This is a genomic window from Vibrio tasmaniensis, from assembly GCF_024347635.1.
Classification (GTDB): Bacteria; Pseudomonadota; Gammaproteobacteria; order Enterobacterales; family Vibrionaceae; genus Vibrio; species Vibrio tasmaniensis.
Window position 1 is genome coordinate 607,750 of record NZ_AP025511.1, and the last position, 22,512, is coordinate 630,261.

The 22,512-nt window shown below is 44.4% G+C and carries 15 protein-coding genes; 6 read left to right on the plus strand and 9 right to left on the minus strand.

The features are described from left to right. Positions 1-106 precede the first annotated feature (106 nt). Entirely contained in the window at positions 107-403 is a 297-nt protein-coding gene (locus OCV44_RS17035) for a Bor family protein (RefSeq protein WP_139683672.1), read from the plus strand. 183 nt (positions 404-586) lie between these two features. On the opposite strand, the gene OCV44_RS17040 is transcribed toward OCV44_RS17035, so the two are convergent. From OCV44_RS17040 to OCV44_RS17065, 6 genes are all read right to left on the minus strand, one after another. Then, positions 587-2,701 carry a type I secretion system permease/ATPase gene (locus OCV44_RS17040; protein ID WP_139683671.1) on the minus strand — a complete coding sequence of 705 codons (2,115 nt, stop codon included), beginning with the start codon at positions 2,699-2,701 and terminating at the stop codon, positions 587-589. Positions 2,702-2,718: 17 nt separating this feature from the next. Continuing rightward, positions 2,719-4,629, minus strand: a complete 1,911-nt coding sequence (locus tag OCV44_RS17045; RefSeq protein ID WP_139683670.1) for a bifunctional diguanylate cyclase/phosphodiesterase — start codon at positions 4,627-4,629, stop codon at positions 2,719-2,721. A gap of 5 nt (positions 4,630-4,634) precedes the next feature. Beyond that, a complete protein-coding gene (locus tag OCV44_RS17050) occupies positions 4,635-5,303 on the minus strand; it encodes a transglutaminase-like cysteine peptidase (RefSeq protein ID WP_012600028.1) in 669 nt (222 codons plus the stop codon). A 59-nt stretch (positions 5,304-5,362) separates the two neighbouring features. Beyond that, the gene (locus tag OCV44_RS17055; protein WP_086050478.1) at positions 5,363-6,754 is read right to left on the minus strand and encodes an HlyD family type I secretion periplasmic adaptor subunit; all 1,392 of its coding nucleotides are present in this window, start codon (positions 6,752-6,754) and stop codon (positions 5,363-5,365) included. 112 nt (positions 6,755-6,866) lie between these two features. Further along, on the minus strand, positions 6,867-8,168 hold the full coding sequence (locus tag OCV44_RS17060) for a sigma-54-dependent transcriptional regulator (protein ID WP_139683775.1): 1,302 nt from the start codon (positions 8,166-8,168) through the stop codon (positions 6,867-6,869). 76 nt (positions 8,169-8,244) lie between these two features. Further along, a complete protein-coding gene (locus OCV44_RS17065; RefSeq protein ID WP_139683669.1) occupies positions 8,245-10,191 on the minus strand; it encodes a sensor histidine kinase in 1,947 nt (648 codons plus the stop codon). Between the two features lie 166 nt (positions 10,192-10,357). Between OCV44_RS17065 and pdxH the strand changes: the two genes are divergently transcribed. Further along, entirely contained in the window at positions 10,358-10,993 is a 636-nt protein-coding gene (gene pdxH / locus OCV44_RS17070) for a pyridoxamine 5'-phosphate oxidase (protein ID WP_086050475.1), read from the plus strand. A gap of 104 nt (positions 10,994-11,097) precedes the next feature. Here the strand turns inward: pdxH and OCV44_RS17075 are convergent, their stop codons facing one another. The 3 genes from OCV44_RS17075 to OCV44_RS17085 all read right to left on the minus strand — a co-directional run bounded on the left by OCV44_RS17075 (position 11,098) and on the right by OCV44_RS17085 (position 15,353). Next, on the minus strand, positions 11,098-11,880 hold the full coding sequence (locus OCV44_RS17075) for a PAS domain-containing protein (protein ID WP_390903462.1): 783 nt from the start codon (positions 11,878-11,880) through the stop codon (positions 11,098-11,100). A gap of 376 nt (positions 11,881-12,256) precedes the next feature. Then, a complete protein-coding gene (locus OCV44_RS17080) occupies positions 12,257-14,086 on the minus strand; it encodes a formylglycine-generating enzyme family protein (protein WP_139683667.1) in 1,830 nt (609 codons plus the stop codon). Positions 14,087-14,243: 157 nt separating this feature from the next. Next, positions 14,244-15,353 (minus strand): PEGA domain-containing protein, encoded by a 1,110-nt coding sequence (locus OCV44_RS17085; protein ID WP_139683666.1) that lies wholly within the window; start codon positions 15,351-15,353, stop codon positions 14,244-14,246. Between the two features lie 497 nt (positions 15,354-15,850). On the opposite strand from OCV44_RS17085, the gene OCV44_RS17090 reads away from it, so the two are divergent. The 4 genes from OCV44_RS17090 (at position 15,851) to putP (ending at position 22,406) form a co-directional block, all read left to right on the plus strand. Next, positions 15,851-16,678 (plus strand): helix-turn-helix domain-containing protein, encoded by an 828-nt coding sequence (locus OCV44_RS17090; protein ID WP_139683665.1) that lies wholly within the window; start codon positions 15,851-15,853, stop codon positions 16,676-16,678. A 178-nt stretch (positions 16,679-16,856) separates the two neighbouring features. After that, on the plus strand, positions 16,857-20,012 hold the full coding sequence (gene putA, locus OCV44_RS17095; protein ID WP_139683664.1) for a bifunctional proline dehydrogenase/L-glutamate gamma-semialdehyde dehydrogenase PutA: 3,156 nt from the start codon (positions 16,857-16,859) through the stop codon (positions 20,010-20,012). An 11-nt stretch (positions 20,013-20,023) separates the two neighbouring features. Beyond that, positions 20,024-20,728: a 1-pyrroline-5-carboxylate dehydrogenase gene (locus tag OCV44_RS17100; RefSeq protein ID WP_139683663.1), complete on the plus strand. Its 705-nt coding sequence runs from the start codon at positions 20,024-20,026 to the stop codon at positions 20,726-20,728. 151 nt (positions 20,729-20,879) lie between these two features. Beyond that, positions 20,880-22,406: a sodium/proline symporter PutP gene (gene putP / locus OCV44_RS17105; RefSeq protein ID WP_211349748.1), complete on the plus strand. Its 1,527-nt coding sequence runs from the start codon at positions 20,880-20,882 to the stop codon at positions 22,404-22,406. Positions 22,407-22,512: the final 106 nt, after the last annotated feature.

Here is a 22,512-nt window from a genome sequence, read left to right on the forward strand (position 1 = left end):
GAATAATGTTCAACATCGGTGAAGGGGAGCTAGGTATCTCCTTCAAAGCAGACAACACTCGTTCACCCTAACTAACGTGAGTTGAATTTTATCTCAGGAGATACACATGAAAAAATTAATGATCATCGCGGCACTATCACTTGTAGCAACAGGTTGCGCTCAACAAACTTTCGTAATGGCCCCTCAAGAGAGCGAAGCAACAGCCCCAACAGCTGAAAAGTCACACCACTTCTTCATCAACGGTTTAGCACAGAAAAAACAAATTGATGCAGCTGAAGTATGTAACGGTATCGACAACGTAGCTAAAGTTGAAGTTCAAGAGACATTCGTAAATGGTTTACTAGCGACTTTGACTTTCGGTATTTATACACCTCGTGAAGCTCGCGTTTACTGCAAAGCTTAACTTGTCGTTAATTGTCCAATACCAAACTTACGACTCTAAAGGTTGATATTGGAAGCTTCTGCCTGATATTCAGCATGAAAGCGGAACAGCCTCGTCGGATTTGACTTATACCAGCTTTGGTTTAAATTACTTTCAACTCGCTTGAAGATATTCACCTCAAGCGAGCTGAAAATTCAGAACAACCTAACTTGCCGCTTTTACCTTACCTTGCTTCAAGTCTGACAGGACTTGTGATTTTGGTCCGTCGGCAATAATGCTGCCTTTCTCCATCACAATCACTCTATCCACGATATCCAACATCGACGTTTTGTGGGTGATAAGAATCAAAGTCTCACTAGGTAACAGCTGGCTCAGCTGATGCTTAATGTGCATCTCTGAACGGTTATCCATAGCGCTGGTAGGTTCGTCCATCAATAATACAGGAGGGCGCCCTAGGAAGGCTCTAGCTATGGCTATCGACTGACGTTGACCTCCTGAGAGTAAACCACCACCTTCACCTACTTGGCGTTCTAAGCCTGCGGGATCTTGCTGAGTAAAAGCGGTAACACCTGCTCGGTTGGCAGCATCCATAACATCACGATCGTCAACCAACGGGCGTCCCAAGGTAATGTTGTCTCTTACCGTGCCATAGAATAGGTTACTGTCCTGCGGCACACAGCCTATATTGCGTCGTACGTCGACATGGTGAAGTTGTTCCATATCTGTATCATCAATGCGTACATGACCTTCTGTGGGCTTATACAGGCCCATAATCAGGCGTTCAAGTGTGCTTTTACCTGAACCAATTCGTCCAATAATCGCGACCTTTTCACCTGGACTAATATTAAGAGTCAGGTCTCTTATAGACGCGATTGGCGAATCAGGGTAATGGAATGTTACTTTATCAAGCGCGATATGCCCTTGAATAATCGGACGGTGGATGTATCGCTTACCTTCCTCTTGTTCACTGGGCATCGACATGACTTGTTCAATCAAAGTCATTGATGACTTCGCTTGGTTATAACGCGTAGAAAGCAATGATAACTGGACAAGAGGACCAATTGCTCTACCACTCAACATAGTAGCGGCAATCAAGCCACCCATTGTAAGAGTGCCTTCTGCCATTAGGTACACACCAAAAATGATCATCCCCACATTGGTACTTTGTTGAACAAAGCCTGCGGTGTTTTGGATGCTATCGGTAATGCGACGACTCTTGATATTCCAGTTCGCCATGTGCGCGACAGCTTCTTCCCAGCGGAATTGGAACTGGCTTTGAGCGCTGAATAGCTTAACGGTTTCTAGTCCCGCTAAACTCTCAATTAAGTTTGCGTACTTCTGAGAAGCAAGACGAGAACCTTCTTCAATGGTACGACGCAGCGGACCTTGTATTAGCAATGCATAGATGATCAGAATCACCACGCCAGCGACAGGAACAAACACAAGGTTGCCAGCCATCAACCAAATTAACGCTAAGAACATAAGAGCGAATGGCAAATCGATTAATGAGCCTATTGTTGCCGAAGTAAAGAACTCACGGATTGACTCGAATTCTTGCAGGTTTTTAGCAAAAGCACCGACAGAAGCAGGCTTCGCTTCCATACGAATCCCGAGCACTTTACTGAACAACTTAGATGAAATCAGGATATCGGATTTCTTACCCGCAACGTCAATAAAGTAGCTTCGCATTAACTTTAAAAGCAAGTCAAAGAGGAAGACGACAAAAATACCACTCGCGAGTACCCATAGCGTCTCAAACGCTAGGTTTGGTACCACTTTGTCGTACACCAAACGGGTAAACATTGGAGCTGCAATAGCGAAAAGGTTGATCAGAATTGAGGCGATCAGCACATCACGATAGATTTTTTTAGATTGCCAAATTGTGCTCCAAAACCAGTGACCTTCGCGGGTTTTTAAAATTTCTGGCGAGCGCTCATCATAACGGAATTGTTTTTTTACTAAGAAGTAACGACCGATGAATTGCTCTTTCAATTCTTCGATAGGGATGACGATAGGCATCATCCCACTTTCCGTTGTGATGATTTCGGCTTCTTGCTTCTCAATATCGATACTATTAAGAACGCAAGCCTCACCTTGCTTGAGTAACAATACGGCTGGCAGAATCAGGTGAGGGATGTTTTCTAGATCGGAACGGTTTTCTTTGGCCACTAACCCCGCACGCTCTGCAGAGCGAGGGAATAGGAAAGGGGTTAGCTTTCCATCAGAGAGTGGTAGCCCATTGATCAACGCTTCGGGCGAGTTAGCTAACCCGTAATACCGACTAACGTAGATCAGTGAGTTTAATAGTGGATCTTGCATGCGATATAACCTTACAACTATTTATCAACAATGAAGCCTTGGAACACTTCTACGTAGTTATCAGACAAAATATCTAACTGAGTCTGAGTTTCAATTCGTGACGCAATAGTCGTCACACCAAGGTTATGAGCCGTTCTTGAGATAGACGTTAACGTAAATTTCTGTTTTTCGTCATCAAGGTTATGAGTAAATAGGTAATCCAGCTTCACATAGCTAGGGCGGTACTCGTTGATGTAATCGAGCGATTGGAAGTTGCGTCCATAATTATCGACACCAAACACCGCATCAGCGTTGCGAATGGTGTTACACAATAATGCCGTGTAGTGCGGAACATTGACGAAACAGTTTTCCGGAATTTCAAAATGTAATAGATGAGCGATTGAAGCATTTTTTTCAAGAGATTTTCCAATCCAACGGATGAAGCTTGGCTGAGAAATACTACTTGGCGATATATTGATAGCAACGGGGCTAGTAAGCTCTTTTGCATTCAGTTTATCAATCATCTTCTCGATAACGTATTGATCGAGGATGTGGCTCATTTCAAGCTGTTCTAATGCGTATAAGTATTGGTTAGCACCGTAACGAACCCCCTCTTTCTCAATCGCAGAGAACACTTCTTGGTGATAGGTTTTGCCAAAACTATTATTTGCAGCTTGGAAGCGGAAAGTTACTAGGTCATTGATGATTGCTTCTTCGACCAACATTCGCCATTGCTGTTTACCCATTACAGCGCCATGGTCGTCAGCAGTTACGTAACCGTAAGCGAGCTCACGGTTCGCTTTAGCGCTAGACAGTGCGTTATCGACCAAAGACATGATTTCAGTACTGGTTTTACGTTTCTTGCTGTATGTCACACCGAGAGCAATGTGTGGGTTCGCCATACCTGTGGGATCTGAACCTAGATTTTGAATGCAATTTACGATGCTGCTCGCGACGAGTTTCAGTTCACTTTCATCAATGTTCGGCATAATGAAGCCAAACTCATCACTAGAGATACGTGCAATAGTAATATCTGGAGATGAAATAGAAGCCTGTAGCTGTTCAGCTAATTGGTGAACTAAGGCATCGCCTTCTTGATAACCTTTGTCATCATATTCTTCACTAATAAATTCGGCTTTTAGTACCGCCAGGCCACCTAAACTAGACTCTTCTAACCACTGAGTTAATTGAGACATGTAGTAAGCACGGTTACCTAATTGAGAAACAGGATCGATATACGCGCGCTCACGAAGTCGTTGAGCTTCTTGCGCCTGATTTTTAAAGGCCTGCTCTACCTGAGTCGACATGTGGTTAATACCGTCGACGACTAAGATGAGATCTTTTGTTTTAGGGCGAGCCAGAGGTTCTCCGAACTGATTTTTAGCAATCTGATTCATTTTTTTTATGATTAATGACAGCGGGCGTAGTGCTCGCTGGAGTATCCATGAAATCGAGATCAAACCCAGTAAGAAAATCGCTCCAAAGAAGGTCACTAGTCGGGTAAATGCTTCCCAAAGCTGCGTGTAGGCTGGGCCTGGGTGGCTCACTATTTCAACTTCGGCAAGTTGCATCCAACCACTGGTAATCACACGGCGATCGTGAATCGGTTTAAACAAATTCAGGTTGGTAAACCATTGTGGTACACCTGTTGGTTTCACAGGGTATGAGCGAAGAATGTCATCTCCTGTGTCTAGAAAAATCAATCGTACGACAGAGTAAGAACTACCATCAAACAGTGCGTTGATAACAGACTCTACAGCCACTTGGTCCTTTTCTTCGAGGTAAGGGGCGAGCGCCAGTCCAACAGTATTAATGGTATTATTTACTTCAGAGCGTTGCTGCTCTTCTAAGTATCCACGGGTGGTATTGAATTCGATCATAAAAACTGACGTCATCAGCAGTATGAACACTGCAACCATCCCGACCACAAGCTGTTTATATAAAGTCATTGTACCTACTCATCGTAATTGATAATGGGTTTGTTTAATTTTAGAGAGCGCTCACGAGAACGTAAGTCGTTCCATAAGCTCAATCTTGAAGATTTTCCTGATAACTTACCGCTGCCAGCCGCCGACTTGATTAACCAAAGGTTTTTACCATTGAAGCTGTATATCGGTCGTAGATCTCTGCGCTTGGAGCCGCGTTTTATTTCAGGGTTTAAGTTGTCTAAAATTAGCGGTTCTGCACTGGGTGTAGAGTAGTAAGCCAACACCATATGGAATTGGTTTAACTCAAGTGCTTTTACATACACTAATCGTAATTTCTTATCTGGAACGCCCAATTCAAGTAAAGAGAAGTATTTTGCAATTGTGAAATCTTCACAGTCTCCCGCGTTACTGCCCAAAAATTCCAGCGGTGTCGCCCAGTAGTCATTTTTTCCCCAAAGTATACTGTCATCGACAAAGTACATTTGGTTGAAGAATCGGTTTACCGAATCGAGTTTCTCTTTTTCACTTAACCCTGCGTACGACGTCATATTCGAGCGCCATGTCGATACTCGTTTCCCTGCTCTTTCTCCGTAGGTTACAGAGACTGCGTCTATCCACCTTTGGTCACTCTTGTTCAGTGCCCCGGAAGTAAAAGAGGTAAGGAACAGCAGCAATAACGAAAACCGAGATTTCATTGCCGCTGCTCTTGTTTTTTCACTGCATGTAGGAAGACGTTCTCAAGCATTAACCGTCCTTACTCTTTTAGTGCGTTGTTTTGAGCACTCAAAATTGGCTTCAACATATATTCAAGCACGGTTCTTTTGCCAGTGATGATATCGACAGAAGCGGTCATACCTGGAATGATAGGCAGCTCTTCATTAGCCCCAAAGCTGTACTTATCGGTACGCACTCGCACGATGTAAAAGCTGTTGCCTTCTTCATCTTGAGTGGTATCGGCACTGATGTGTTCTAACACACCTACTAAACCACCGTATTTAGTAAAGTCATAGGCACTGAACTTAACCACAGCGCTCAATTCAGGACGCAAAAATGCGATATCTTGTGGAGCAATTTTCGCCTCAACTAATAGGGAGTCTTCAGTTGGTACAATTTCAACAATGTCCATACCCGGCTGGATAACACCGCCTACGGTATTAATACCAAGCGTTTTGACGGTTCCTGTTACTGGAGAAACTACTACAGTTCGATTAACTCTGTCTTCAAGGCCAACCGCTGATTCCGTCATTGCAGAGAGCTTATCTTGTGCTTGGTTTAGCTTCTCTTGTTGTTCTGATCGGAAGTTCAATGCAGCATCGATACGACTGAGCATCGCTTCTTTGATTGCTGAACGTAGAAGAGGGATTTTGAGTTCGCTAGAAGTCATTTCTCGACGAGTGTCGTTAACTTGTCTTTGCAGCTTGAGCAGTTCAATTTTTGGCACCACCCCTTCATCAGCAAGAGGCTTGGTAATATCCAGTTCTTGGCGGGCAAAGTTGTAACTCTGTCTTAAATTCTGAACACGCGCCTTTATTTCAACTAGGTCTTGCTGCTTCTGTCCAACCTGTTGATCAAAAACGGAAAGTTGGTTTTTTAAGTTATTCAAATCTTGACGATATTCTGCTTTTTGGCGATTAACCAATTTGGGGTGCAGATCGTAGAATAGTGGTGGGAAGGCAAGTTTACCGTAGTCAAGCAAGACACTTTTTTTCCACTCTTTTACTGAGAATTCTTCATTGATCACAACACTGGTCAGTGAAGCGGACAGCATGAGTACATTAGCCGTTAAGTTCGCAACTTGTTGCTCACGTTCACGAAAGTCAGAGCGGAATCGAGTGTCATCTATTAATAGTAATTGTTGCCCTTTTTGAACTCGTTGCCCTTCTTTGACTAAAATTTCTTTAACCAAACCACCTTCAAGGTTTTGCACCACTTGAATCTGAGAAGAAGGGATTACCTTACCTTGGCCAACTGTCACTTTGTCGATTTCAGCCCAAGCAGACCACCCAATAGCAGCAATAAAAAACAGCACGATCACCCACAACATAATACGCGCACTGGTGGGCGTATTGAGGAGCAGTGCCGCTGTTTTGTCATCGACATACTCAAGTTCGGTCTCGTTCAATTTGCTGAAATTTTTCTGACTCATAACAGTCCTTGTTCGCTAAATAAAAGTGCAAGCTTTGTGAGTGTATTCTTACTTTTGATAAATGTTAAGGCTTTGCTCCTTTAAATCTTTGAATTTATATATTTTTTAACTCTTATTGGTTTTTGAAATCTGTTTTATCAAGTTGGTGCTTTCTCAACTTGTCATAAAGCGTTTTTCGTGACACTTGCAGCTCTTGCTGTACCTCTTTTAAACGCCCTTGATGACGATGTAGTGCCTCTATCAAGATGATTTGCTCAAAGCTATCGGTACGTTGGCTTAATGACCGTTGTTGCTCTTCAGTCTTTAGAACAATGTGGTTCTCATCGTTTTGCTCTTGATTATTAGGTTCTGGTTCAAGCGATGTCAGCTTGGGTTTAGTCAACACTCTGAGTTCAGCATGTTGGCGAAGCTGTCTAATATTTTCACCCCAATGAGTGGCGATCAATCGTTGAACCTCTTTTTCTGTAATCACCGGGGGAGGCAACTGATATCGACTCGCCGCACCACGAGCAAAGTGCTTAAACAAAGAGCCAATGTCTTCTGTTCGTTGCGCTAGCGGTAGCAAGTCAAATCGACGGAACTCACTTACCATTGTAGTAGGAAGTGCTGTGGTTGCTAAAATGATACAAGTTGCATTGGTTTTGCATGAGTTTTCACGAAGTAGAGTGGGTTTTAAGTTCGCTAACCACTGCCATTGGTCTTGAGTTAATGCTTCTGTTTCATGTATATAGAGCGTTCCACCTTGATGCTTCAAGAACAGTTGTAAAACAAACTGATGGAATGTCGCTTCGTCACGGCGTGGTAAATTAAACGCTGCGACAGGGCAAAGCTCTGCAGCTTTATGGCTGTGAAGATCGTGCGTGTACTGCGCCGTAACTCTTTTACCCGTCCCTAAATCACCGACAAACAGTAGAAGTGGATTAGTTTTGGTATCTAGAGAGATCAGTTCTCGGCGTAATGCCTGCATTGATGGCGATTGACCAATCAGTTTTGGCCCTACCTGATTCTGCACCGCCAACTCTTTACGCAGTAGGTTGTTCTCTTCTACCAAGGCGAGCTTGTCGGCCGCTTTTTTGACTGCCGTTAAAAGAGCATCAACCACAAATGGTTTTTCCAGAAAATCGTAGGCGCCGGCTTTCATCGCGGATACGGCTGTTTGCACGTCTCCATGACCTGTCAGTACGATGATCTGAAAATGAGGGTTTTGATTCAGCAGCTTTTGCGTCAATTGGATGCCATCCATCACTGGCATGTGAATATCGGTGATCACAATCCCAGCTTGCGTCACATCTATTTTCTTTAGTGCCTCAATGGCATTGGGGAAGCAGACGATATCGATGCCTTCAATGAGCATGGCTTGTTCTACGGAGTCTCGGATGGCAGGTTCATCGTCGACAAAATAGAGTTTAGGCATAGAGTGCAAAAGTCGAATCCTTAACAGTATGTGAGGTTAGCTATATATAAAACTAGCAGTATGTAACATTCATTTTCTAATCAACGATAACAACGGCACGTTGGTCTTTATCTTTATATAACGGGATATTTAGCGAGAATACCATGCCTGAAGGCTCTAATCGGTTGGCGCAGATCGTGCCGTGATACGCTTCAATAATCCGTTTCGATATTGAAAGCCCTAGCCCTAAGCCTTCCGGTTTAGTGGTAAAAAACGGGTCGAACAGCTGTTCTAGCTTATCGTTCGGCATACCAATTCCGTTATCCCAAATGATCAACTGACAAGAGTTATGATGCAGTTGCCATTCGATACCTATCTGTGGGCTGGCCTGTTGGTCAACGTTTTCCAGGTTATGCTGCTCCTGCAAGATTTTCTGTTCAAGAACTTGTTGTTGAAGCGCTTGGGTCGCGTTGTGAATCAGATTCACCAACACTTGTTCGAGTTCGGTTGGGTGAATCGCAATATTAATCTCATCTGGCACCGTACTTAGTCTTAGTGTAATGCCTTGCTTGATCATCAGCGCACTGAGAATACTGGTGGCGTTGTTGACCGCTTGGTGCAGGTTCGCGACATGATGTTCTTGTTTAGTGACCTTGCGAGTGAAGACTTTAAGACGCGCGATGATGTCGGTAATTGAGGTATTCAAAGCAATCATTTTATCAAGGTTGCTTTTCACCAAATCGGTTCGTTCCATTTCTAGCAGCTTTAAGCTGTTTTCACTGTAGGTTCGAAGCGCTGCAAGCGGTTGGTTGATTTCGTGGTTAATGCTGGCTGACAGCTCTCCGAGTACCGCTAATTTTGCGGTTTGTGTCAGCTCTTGTTCTGTCTGTTTCAGCTTTAACTGCGACGCTTGGTATTGAAAAATGGTTTGCTGAAGTTGTTGATTGGATTTCTTCAAATAGTGAGTACGTTTATCAACGGTTTGTTCTAGATTTTGGTTGAGCCGGGTCAGCGCCACTTTCGCGAGGTAAGTCTGGCGCCACGACCACGCGATGAGCATCACCAAGCTGTAAATCACCACGAAGATGACATCGATCTGCAGCACTTTTATAAGCTCTGCTTCGGCCTTTTTTAATGCGACAACTTGGTACTGATTGTTACTGAAGGCTGCGGGGTAAAGATTGAACGCCCCAAGTTTAAACAATTGGTTTGCCGTGAGTTCTTTTTGTTCTCGATTTGGTTGAATATTGTTGGGCTGATTAGCGTCGTTAACTTGTGGTTGATCGTTGGAAGAGCGAAAAGCTTCTATGATCGAAATTTCGCTTTGACCGTATTGGCGTTGCAGAGCAATATCGGTTTGTTGCTTCTGACTTAATGGCAACAACGAGTGATAAAGCCACTGAGTTTGGCTCGAGAGAAAAACCACTTGATTAGAGTCGAGTACCAAAATCTCAAAATCATCGCTGGTTAGGATATTTTCAAGGTTCTCTAGACTCACTTTAACGGTGATAACCCCAACAATGTCATTCTCTATATACAGTGGTGAAGACAAAAAGTAACCGCGTACATTCGAGCGTGCACCCAGTGCGACATAGTGTGTGTTGCTGCCTTTAATTGCAGAGGCGAAGTAAGGACGAAACGAGAAGTTCTCACCCACGAAAGTACTAGGCTTTTGGTAGTTACTTGAAGCGATGACAGTACCACTAGGATCATGGATATAGATGGTGTCGGCTTGACTCTGATTCGACCATTCAAATAGCAATTGATTAAGCTGTGAAACAGGAATCTTATCTGCTCGTGGTGATGAGTCAAAATAAGAAAGCAAGCGCGGGTCATGGCTGAGCAAATCAGGGATCTGTTTGAACTTATCCAGTTCAGAATCGATTTGTAGGTTCGCTTTATTGGCTGCTTCGCTGAGCTTTTGAGTGACGATTTTTTCTTGGAACTGTACGGCCATAAAGTGGGTTGCGGTCAGCCCTGCGGCTCCCAGTAACAACGAGAATAAAACAAAAGGAGTCATTAGGTTAGGCAGTATCTTAGTCACTCGGATCTCAGCGTGTCATCGGTTTGTATAAAGATTATCAATATGATGGATAGAGTACCGAGATCTTGTTAACACAGAGCGCCTTCTGTGAGACAAATCCATGGCTTAGACTTGTGTTTCAAAGGATTACAGAGCAAAATCAAAAAAAATTGAAAGGAGCAACCAAATGGAACTGACCGATATTCGTCGCGAATACGCTAAGGGTGGATTGAGACGTAAAGACTTAGCCGCAGACCCGATTGAACAATTCAATCTATGGCTAGAGCAAGCTATTGAAGCTAAGTTGACGGACCCTACTGCCATGACAGTTGCTACGGTTGATGAAAATGGTCAGCCATTCCAACGAATTGTTCTACTAAAGAATGTTGATAAAGACGGCTTCGTTTTTTACACCAACTTGGGTAGCCGTAAAGCACATCAGCTTGGTCACAACAGTAAAATCAGTTTGCATTTCCCATGGCACCCACTTGAACGACAAGTTCATATTACGGGCACGGCTGAAAAGCTAACAGCGATTGAAAACATGAAGTACTTCTCGTCACGACCAAAAGAGAGCCAATTGGCCGCAATTGCAAGTAAGCAAAGTAGCCGTATCTCTGCTCGCGGGATTTTAGAAGGCAAATATCTAGAGCTTAAACAGAAGTTCGCAAAAGGAGAGATTCCGGTTCCTTCTTTCTGGGGTGGCTTCCGTGTGCGTGTAGATAGCATTGAGTTCTGGCAAGGTGGCGAACACCGCTTGCATGACCGCTTCTTGTTCTCACGCCAAGACAATAGCTGGGATATTGATCGCCTAGCACCATAGTCAGCTTAACCGCCTGCTTTATAGATATAAAGATGCCGTTGATTTGGAGCTTAAACTCAGCAAATCAACGGTATTTTTTTGTCTGCACCTCATCAAACCAATAACTAGTCACTGTGCAGAACAACCGAGATCTGCTTTTTAAGCAGAGTCTCTGGGATCACAGAGCCTAACCCAGAATCCAACGCATACTCAATCAACTGGCTTTTACTGCGCGCATCGAATTTCTGTTTCAACCTGGCGACATGCCCTTCGACCGTTTTGATTGAAATGTTCAACGTAGACGCGATGTACTGTGGTTTCTTGCCAAATAGTAACAAGAACAGTACTTCTGATTCTCGCGAAGTCAGTCGCTTTTGGAGCTTTGACACGCGTGGTTTTGATCCTGCAATGGACACTTGGTTGTCTTTTTCGCAAGTCGCCTGACACACCCAATGGCCAACCTCTAAAATGGCCGTATCGGTGAGTTCTTGACCATAAAAAATGGTGCCTTGAACTTCGCCATTCAAATCAAGCCAAGGGGTTTTAGTAAAAATATGAGCGTGCCAGCGTCCGTCTGGATAAGGGTGAATATCGAGGATTTTAAGAGTACTGCGTGTATCCATTACATGCTTGTCTTGAGCCCTGAAATCCTGAGCACATTCGGTTGTTTGACTAGGCATCTCGAAATCGGTTAAGCCCGTACAAGTTTCGTTGGGTTTTAAGCCAATTAATTGATTGTAAGCAAGGTTGGCATACACGAAGACCGAGTCAGTATCTTTGCAACCCCAGCAACCTGGAAGTTGTTCAAATAAAGAGCGATGTATGGAGTCAAAGGGATCCGGCAAGGCTTTATCTCGTAAGAGGAAGTATTGCAATGATATCAGTTTCTTATTGAGCTGCAATGACAATTAGAGGCCGAGTTACGCATCAGAAATGGAGAATGATCAATAGTTGAACGGCATGCCGTTTAAGCACGCTGCCATCGATCAATACCTAAACAAAAAGAGTAAAGAAAAAGCAAAAAAAAGCCAGCCTGAAGAAGGGCTGGCCAAAGACAAGATATACCTTGTCGACACGTAGAAGATTTCCAGTTTAATTTACGAGGGTCATGTAAATTAAGCTGAGGTATCAGATAGATACCCAGAGTGACTTACTACTCTATCGACGAATTTACTCCTAGGCGAGACCGAATATAAGGAGGGAATTCCCCTATAAACGCAGGCTCAATATGATAATAGGAGAATCTAAGGTAAATATTTGAGGGCTTTGAGTAATACCAAGAGCTTACAGCTCTCGCAATACTCGGAACCCTAGATAGTTCGCGGCAGTAGAAGGCGAAACGTACAGTTCAGTAAACACCTTTGCCTCTTCAGGAGAGAAGCTCCATGCGCCCCCCTTAGCGATACCTTTCTGAGTTGCAGTCCATTCCCAAACGTTACCCACCATGTCATAGAAACCTGTTGGCGTTGGCAAGAATGATTTAACGGGAGAAGTACTGACGTTTGACCACTGTGTGCCAGACCAACCAGTATTGGCTCTGCCTGACCGGAATTTGTTACCCCACCAGAAGCTGGTATCTTGCCCTGCTCTTGCCGCCGCTTCCCACTCTTGTCGTGTTGGTAAACGGTAAGTAAAGCCTGTTTTTTTAGATAACCAACGCGTATACGCTTTCGCATCGCTTTGGCTAACGCATACAACAGGCGAGCTATCGACTTGCTTGAAACCAGGAGCTTTCCAGTCATTGTCTGACACAGTCGTGATCTCTGCATTGACGAAGGTGTCACAAGTGTTCATCAACTCAGCGTCTGTCTGGTAACCCGTATTTTTCACAAATGCTTTAAAATCTTGAACACGAGTTGGGGTTGCCGCTAATGCAAATGGCTGTTTGATCGTGACTTGCTCAGCATTGTTTTCACCGAGTAGATAAGTCCCGGATCCAACCACAATCATTTCTGGACTTTGAGTACCACTGCCCATTGGGTCAGCAAACTTAGTCCCCACATTCAGTGAGTTCTGCTTCGCTTGTAATACTGCTCTTAGGTTGTGATCTCGGGCTATTTTCAGCTCTTGGTGGAAAGAAAGATAACCTTCTTTCTCAATTGTAACCATGTGCTGCCCTGTAGGTAACATCACTTCAACCGGAGTGCTGCCATAGTTCACACCATTGATAGAAACCTTGTCATTATACTGATTTGAGCGAACCACCAAGTTAACCCATGCAACTTCTTTCTGCTGATCATCGGCTTGCAGATCGCTCTGATCGAAACAGTTTGAGGATTGAATGCCAAGTAAGCGGCAAGGAGTATTCTTATCTGGACGAGTTTCTAAATTCGCAGCAACCACTGCTCGGTAACGGTTATCTTCGGAGAAGCCAGATGATTTCACGCTGTGTTGCAGAACGTGAATATTCAAAGATGCAGACGCTAGGTGTTCTTTTACTATTTTTGATTCTGTCGCGTTGTCTACAAGGCTATTTTGAAATTGTTTTACTGCTTTTTGAAGTGTTAAAGCTACCGTTTGGTCTGAGCATTGAGCTAAGGTCATATCGCTGCTACAGCGGTTAGTAAAGCTAACGGTGTGCTCTTGTGTTTGAGTAACCTCGCTTCTTAATCTCTCAGCTCTTGCTCTTAGTTTGTCTTGATTCAAATGTGCGATAGACATTTCTACAGCCGATTTTTCTGCTTTGATGGCCTCTAGCTCCTTCACTAAACTTTGCAGTTTTTGCTCAGAATCCGAAATCGTAAGCTTGTGCTCTTTTACCGATTTCCAGGCGTCTTGAAAATGGTTTTGAGCAGGTGAAATATCGAAACCTGGCTCATCAATCATGCGAGTGTAATCTTGCTCTAGGCTAGTTTTCGCCGTTGCGAGTTTTTGCTCTGATTGAGCTAATAACTTGGCTTGACGTGCCATTTGCTGTGCTTGGTTGTCGACTTGATTTTGTTTGTCCGCCATCTTCTTCTCGATAGCCGTTAAACTGGCATGTTCTTCGAAAAGAGAGCTTTCAATGTCGATGACTGATGACGTGATTGCTGGCGATGTCGCTTCAGCGAAAACAGCAGGCGTCATTAAGCATGGAGCAAGTGCAAATAATAGAGTAGGAAAACCTTGGCGCATGTTGGGCTACTTCAGTCGTAATTTAGGTTAATTGAATATTCTAACGAAAACGCCATTTCGTTTGAAGCTACTTTCTATAACTACAACAAGATGGCGAGTATTCATTCAGCTATTGTGAAATAGGCACGGCTATTTATATCAGGCTTAGCCTATATATTTAGATTTCATTTTCCTTACTAGGAAGGAGTTTAACCCAAATAGTATCGCTGCCGTTGATAGTCACTGTGCGGTTATATGACTCGTAACCTTCTTTTGAAATGGTTACTTGATGACGACCGCTCGGTAGCGAAACCTCTAGAGGTGTGCTGCCGTATTTAATGCCGTTGATAGTTACTGAGTCATTATATTGATCAGAACGAACCATCACGTTTGCCCACTGCTTGTCGCTCTTCTTTGCAACCTTAACGTCGCTGTCCGTTAAACAGTAGCGAGTTGAAACGTTCAATAAGTTACATGCTGCAATCGCTTCAGGCTTTGCTTGAAGTTGAGCTTGCATCTGCACAAAGTAAGAGTTGTTTCCTGAGAAACCGCTCTTGATTGCTTGGCTGTCTTGAACATGAATGTTCAATTGAACACCTTGTAAATTTTGCTTCGCTAACGTGCTTTCTGTGAGCTGCTCAAGTAATTTGCTCTTGAAGTTTTGTACCGCTTTCTGCTTCGTCAGATGTTTACCTTGAGCAATACACTCACCCAGCGTCATTGTTGATGAACATGTGGTGGTGTAGCTAGTTTCAAGAACCGCACTTTCACGAAGTTCTGTTGCAATACGTTTAACGCGAGCTTCAACTTTTGATTCTTTCAAGTTAGCCAGCTCATTATTCAAACGAGCTTGCTTTTGCTTAATTTGAGAAAGGTAAATTTCGTTCTCATTCATCGCTTGCTGATTATCTAGCTGAGACGATTGATTCTCTTTAACCGCAGCCCAAGCATCTTGGTATCCTTTCTGAAAAGAAACCAGATCTGTTTCTGGATCATCAAGTAAGCGACTGTACTGTTTGTCGAGTACAGATTTAGCTCGGTTACGTTTTGCCTTTAACTCTTCACCTTCACGTAACAACTTACTGTTCTGGTTTTGTAGTTGTTTTAAGGTCTCAGTTGCCGATACTTTGGTCGCTGAAATACGCTCAATATCTGAGTTTTTCTCTGTTAGCTTTGCATCGATAGCTGAAACGGGATCGACTTGATTCAGTTCTTCAGCTGATAACGATGCAGATACCCAAAGTGGGGATAGCGCAAGTAAAAGCGCTGAAATTCGAAAGTTAGTCATAGGTCCCTGCAACTTGTATATTTAAAATTGGCTCGTTAATAAAGTGTCTACTTCCTAGTTGTGAGTCACTAGTTATTAGCAATTAACACAGTACCCGTCTTTATACCGTTTTATTGCCCTCCAATCTACTCAAAAGCTAAGTTTCGGTACTTCGGATACACTTTTTACATATTTACACCGAAATAATTGAGCTATATAAGAAAATATTGTCGTTATGGTGTAGTCATTTGGTTTCCATTTGTGACTTGCTTTGACTTTTGGTGTTCTGATTTCTTTAATATTGAGATGAAGAGAGTGGTCGAAAGATTGGAAGGTTGGTTTTACAAAGTCCGTAGTTTGGTCACACTTGATCATATTTCCGGAGGCATGATCAAGTGGTTATCAGTAATGATCTTTCTTTAAAGAAGAGAAAACGACTCTCATGATCATTTACAAATTCATCTTATGCAGATTTCAGAGTATTATTCTTATTATGTCGACCTAAGTACTTTGCTGTCATGCCAAAACCTTTACCCTTTCCAAACCTAGACTTGTCTCCGCTAGGGCTTACAGGCCCTCGACCAGCGGAAATCATTACTTTGCCTTCGCATATGGATTGTCACGATCATCATTATTCGCAGGTGGTGATTGGTCTGAAAGGTCAGGCTGAATTTGAAGTCAGCGGTAAAGGCAATCTTGTCGGCCCCGGTCAAGGTTGTGTGGTAACGGCGAGCTCTGATCATGCTTTCGGTGGTGTGGTTGGTCAGTCGGACATCCTAGTACTCAATATGCCAGTGCCAACGGATGATGACCCTCTGATGCTAGAGAAGATCAATCAGTTAGAATCATCGAACGTTTACTTCCAATTAGACGCGCAAATTCAAAAGCTTATCCATATGTTGGTGCAAGAAATGCAGGCCAGTCCTAATGATCTTCTACTAAGCCGAGCCTGTAATGACACGGTGATCGCGCTGATGCAAAGACACATCTCGGCATTCGAAACTCCGATTAAAGACTCGCGTTTTGATCTTGAGGCATTGGATCGCTACATTGAGCGACACCTCGCGAACAAGATCTCTGTCGCGCAGCTTGCAGGCAGTGTGTTTCTGGGTGAAAGCCAGTTCCACGTGCTATTCAAAGATCAAATGGGCATTACCCCTCACCAGTACGTTCTTGGTAAGCGTATCGACCGATCTCGTCGTTTAATCGAACAAGGTAACCTCAGCCTTGGTCAGGTCGCTGAACTGGCCGGTTTTTCCGGTCAATCCTCCTTTACTCACACCTTTTCTCGCCTTCAAGGCATGTCACCATCTCAATACAAAAAGCAAACTTCTGTTAAACAATGAAACAAAACGGCATATTATATTAAAGTTTTATGTGTGACCTTGTGTTTATTTTGTTAATAAAGCGAGTTTTTAGCAAAAAACTCGGAGTTTTTGACAAGTAATCCTTATATACTCTAAATACACTGCAGCCATTGTAGAGATCCCGGGCTAATTCCGGGTGTGAGATTAAGGAAAACGCATGTTTACAGCTACTGATGTGTTAAAGCCAGAATTCAACGAGCAGTCGCTTGATGATCTTTGGACGCTTATCTCACCATTATATATGGTGGATGAAACCCAATGGCTAGAGCAACTTCTGCCGCTAGCTACCCCTTCTGAGTCAGAAAAGCAGCAGATCACAGACAAAACGACATCATTGATCGAAGCTATCCGTGCGGATAAGACTTCTATCCAGATGATCGATGCATTGTTGCTTGAATACAGCTTAGATACTCAAGAGGGCATCTTGCTAATGTGTCTGGCGGAAGCCTTGATGCGTATTCCTGATTCAGCAACCGCTGATGCTCTGATTCGTGACAAATTAAGCGTTGCGGATTGGAAATCTCACCTAAAGAATTCAGACTCAGTATTTGTTAACGCATCCACTTGGGGATTAATGCTAACAGGCAAGGTGGTTGGACTTTCATCTAAAGAGCAGAGCGCAGGTCAAGCGGTTAACCGTTTAGTGAACAAGCTTTCTGAGCCGGTAATTCGCAAAGCGATGCACCAAGCTATGAAGGTGATGGGTCACCAATTTGTTCTTGGCCGCAGCATTGCTGAAGCGCAAAAGAACGGTAAGTCGATGCGTGATAAAGGTTTTACCTACTCATACGACATGCTAGGTGAAGCGGCACTGACCACTGCTGACGCAAATAAATACTTCAAAGATTACCTAATGGCGATTGAAGCCGTAGGTCGAGACAGCTATGTTTCTCCACAATCGAATGTCTCTTCAAAATCAAGCCCTGCGCCATCGGTATCTATCAAGCTTTCTGCGCTTCACCCACGTTATGAAGTGGCGAACGAAGACCGCGTACTGACTGAACTTTGCGACACGCTAGAGCAGTTATTGCGCCGCGCAGTAGAGCTCGATGTTGCGATTACGATTGATGCGGAAGAAGCGGATCGCCTAGAGCTTTCTCTTAAATTATTCGAAAAACTGTACCGCACTGACCTTGTAAAAGGTTGGGGTAAATTTGGTTTGGTTATTCAAGCTTACTCAAAGCGTGCACTACCGGTTCTAGTATGGCTAAACCGCTTGGCGAAAGAGCAGGGTGATTTGATCCCGCTTCGCTTAGTAAAAGGCGCTTACTGGGACAGCGAAATCAAATGGTCACAGCAAGCTGGCTTTACTGATTACCCAGTTTACACACGCAAAGAAGCGACAGACGTTGCTTACCTTGCCTGTGCGCGTTACCTACTGAGCCCAAGTGTTCGTGGCAATATCTTCCCGCAGTTTGCGAGCCACAATGCTCACACAGTTTCTGCTATTGCAGTAATGACCGAGCATAAAGACTTTGAATTCCAACGCTTACACGGCATGGGTGATTCTCTGTACAACCATGCAATGGAAGCTTACCAACAATCGGTACGTATCTACGCACCGGTTGGCAGCCATAAAGATCTACTGCCATACCTAGTACGTCGCTTGCTAGAAAACGGTGCAAACAGCTCGTTTGTCCACCGTCTAGTTGATGCGTGTTGCCCTGTGGCAGAGCTGACTCAGCATCCTGTCGATATGCTTCTGGCATTCGATACATTGCACAACACTAAGATTCCTCTGCCTCCAGCGGTATTCCCTGAGCGTAAGAACTCTTACGGTGTGAACATTGATATTGAAAGCGAAGCGCATCAATTTGAAGAGCAAGTAAAAAGCTTCTTAAACAATCAATGGACTGCGGGCCCTGTGATCAACGGTGAATCTCTTGCCGAAAGCATGATCAAGGCTGATCAGAACGTTGAGCAAGTGACGGCACCTTATGATCGTCGTATTCATGTGGGTCAGGTGGCTTTTGCTAACCTTGATCATGTTTCCGCAGCGATCACTGGCGCAGACGCTGCATTCGCTGATTGGAACGCAACTTCGGTTGAAACCAAAGCGGCTGCACTTGATAAGTTGGCTGATCTGATGGAAGACAACCTCGCTGAGCTAGTGGCGATTTGTCATCAAGAAGCGGGTAAGACAATTCACGATAGTGTTGATGAAGTACGTGAAGCAGTCGATTTCTGTCGTTACTACGCAAAACAAGCTGACAATCTACAAGGTTTCGAACTAAAAGGTTTTGATGGCCAAACACGAATCGCTTCTCGACAAGGTCGTGGTGTGTTCGTCTGTATCAGCCCTTGGAACTTCCCTCTAGCGATCTTCCTTGGCCAAATTACTGCAGCACTAGTGGCGGGTAACACGGTTGTGGCGAAGCCTGCCGAGCAAACAAGCTTGATTGCTGCTCGTGCGGTTGAACTGATGAATGAAGCGGGCTTCCCTGCTGGCACGATTCAGCTACTACCGGGTCGCGGTGCTGAGATCGGCAGTGCGCTCACCAGTCATGATGCAATTGCGGGCGTTGCCTTTACGGGTTCAACACCAACTGCACAACGTATCAACGTGTCATTGGCAAGTCGTAATGCTAAGCCAGTTCCGTTTATTGCGGAGACAGGCGGCCAGAATGCGATGATCGTCGACAGTACTGCACTGCCTGAACAGGTAGTTCGTGATGTGATTCGTTCAGCATTCGCTTCAGCAGGTCAGCGTTGTTCTGCACTACGTGTGCTTTACATCCAAGAAGACATTGCAGACCGCGTGGTTGGATTGATTCACGGTGCAATGGACGAGCTGAGTGTTGGCATTCCACACCTTCATAAAACCGATGTTGGCCCTGTTATCGACCAAAATGCGAAACAGAAGTTGTTGGCTCACTTAGAAAACATGACTAATACCCAGAAGAAGGTGGCGCAACTTTCTTTAGGTTCTGATTGTGAACATGGTGACTTTGTTCCACCAAGTGCATTCGAAATCGATGACATCAGCTGTTTGAAAGAAGAACAGTTTGGCCCTGTGCTGCACATCGTTCGCTTCAAGGCGAGTGAATTGGCGCAAGTGGTAGACCAAATTAACCAAACGGGCTTTGGCTTAACCATGGGTATTCACAGCCGTAACGAGACAACTTACCGTTGGATCGAAAAGCACGTGCGCGTGGGTAACTGCTACATCAACCGTGACCAAGTCGGCGCTGTTGTTGGTGTTCAACCATTTGGCGGTCAAGGTTTGTCGGGCACAGGCCCTAAAGCGGGTGGTCCTCACTACCTATATCGCTTTACTGATGTTCATTTTTCTCAATCACAAGACAAGGCATAAGGAGCATTATCATGGTTCATCAAGTGACAGGTTTTTCTGATGCTTTGTTAGCGTGGGAACAATGGAATCTTACCGACTTTGATCATAAGAGTGCTCAGGTACTTGCGCTGAAATCAGAGATCGAAAGCCAATCTGCGCCTTTGGCGACGGTGGCGACTTATCATCTAGAGCAGGCCTCTGCGCTGCTTTCTGAACATCACCTAATGGCTGGCCCTACGGGCGAAACCAATGAGTTGTATGCCGCAGGCCGCGGTGTGGCTTTGGTGATTGTTGATGATTGCCAAGACAAACTGCCAGCACTACAAACGGCAATGGCTCTGATTACCGCTGCACTATTGGCTGGTAACAGCGTCCAATTGTGCAGTGATGATGTGCAGTTCAATACCTTAATTGCTGACGCCGCAAAACAAGCGAATCTACCAACCAACTTGGTGCAGGTTGCCTCGTATGACGCTGCTCAACAGCTGCTGTCTTGCGATGTCCGAAGCGCGGGTTACGTGGGTAATTCACAAACGGCACAAGCTATCAATTTACAGCTTGCTAAGCGTGACGGTGCAATCGTCGGTTTAGTGGCTGAAACGGATCTGGTGACAATGAATGTTGCTAATGATCCACACCTATCGCTGCGCTTCATTACCGAGCGTACGCGAACTATAAATATAACAGCCGTGGGCGGTAACGCGACCTTGCTCGAACTTGGAAGCGAAGCTCACTAACCTTCAGTAAAATTGGCTCTAAGCACTTTTGGTTTTTTCCATTGTTGGGTTTTCTCCATCTTTGGATTTAATTCATAGTGCATTGGAGCCTCAATACCTAACTCAATGCACTCGCTTGCCTTTACGGTGAGTGTCTTGCATTGAATTAGGCATGGAAGGCTTTCTACAAAATGAGGACTATCAAATGATAGAAAACAGTTTTGCAATAACGACGACGTTCATTGCGTATCTAATTATGATGCTAGCGATCGGTGTTATTGCTTACAAACGTACATCTAACTCAACTGACTACTTCCTAGGTGGTCGTTCGTTAGGCCCATGGCCTGCTGCACTTTCTGCTGGTGCATCAGACATGAGTGGTTGGTTGCTACTTGGCCTGCCTGGTTACGCTTACGCTGCTGGCTTTGAAGCATTTTGGCTTGCTGGTGGCCTACTTGTTGGTACTTGGGCAAACTGGTTAATCAGTGCAAAACGTCTACGTACTTACAGCATTACAACTGAATCACTGACGCTGCCTGAGTTCCTATCTCGTCGTTTCAATGATAATTCTAAGCTGATCCAAACAATTTCTGCTTTCTTTATCCTTTTATTCTTCCTTTTCTACACAAGTTCAGGCTTGGTAGCTGGTGGTAAATTGTTTGAAACAGTATTCGGCCTTGATTACACAACAGCGGTAATTATCGGTACAGTCTGTGTCGTTTCTTACACCCTGTTTGGTGGTTTCCTTGCGGTATCTTGGACTGACTTGGTTCAAGGTCTACTGATGTCTGCAGCGCTATTGATTGTACCCATCGCGGCAATGAACGGTGGCCTAGGTCAGCTTTCTAGCGACCTACACAACATCAACCCAGAGCTACTTACGCTATGGAATGATGCGAAAGGTGAGCCTCTTTCTGCTATTGCGATCATCTCTCTCGCGGCATGGGGTTTGGGTTACTTCGGTCAGCCACATATCCTTGCACGTTTCAAAGCAACACGTAGTAATAAAGACCTAACAGCGGCACGTCGCATTGCAGTGATCTGGACTGCACTGTCTATGGTTGGTGCAATGCTAGTCGGTCTTGTGGGTCTAATCTATGTGACTAACTCTGGTGCACCTAAGCTAGACGATGGCGAAAAGATCTTCATGCTTCTTGTGAACGCGATGTTCCACCCAGTAATCGCCGGTATCCTACTGGCTGCAATCTTAGCGGCAATCATGAGTACTGCGGATTCACAGCTTCTTGTTTCTTCATCTGCAATGGCAGAAGATCTGTATAAGCAAGTTTTGAAGAAAGACGCAACGTCGGAAGAGATTGTTCGTGTCGGCCGTTTCGCTGTTATTCTAATTTCTCTTGTTGCTCTTGTTCTGGCGATGACACCAGACAGCTCAGTACTTGGCCTTGTATCTTACGCATGGGCTGGTTTTGGTGCTGCATTCGGCCCTGCAATCGTATTAAGCCTGTACTGGTCTCGTATGAACCGTAACGGCGCTCTAGCGGGTATCGTAGTTGGTGGTGTTACGATTGTACTTTGGAAGCAATTGACGGGCGGTTGGTTCGATGTTTACGAAATCGTACCGGGAATCATCCTATCGACGCTTTCTATCGTTATCGTGAGCCTAATTACGGGCGAACCAGAAGACGAAGTTAAGAAGCAACACGCAGAGTTCGAGAAGAACCTAGTTGAGCTAGACTAATTTACATTGTAAAACACATGTGAATTAGCAAAAGAACATGAGCTCAAAAGCAATTGTAAAAAAGTAATTGAAAAAAAATAATTGAAAAATAAAAGCAATAGAGTCA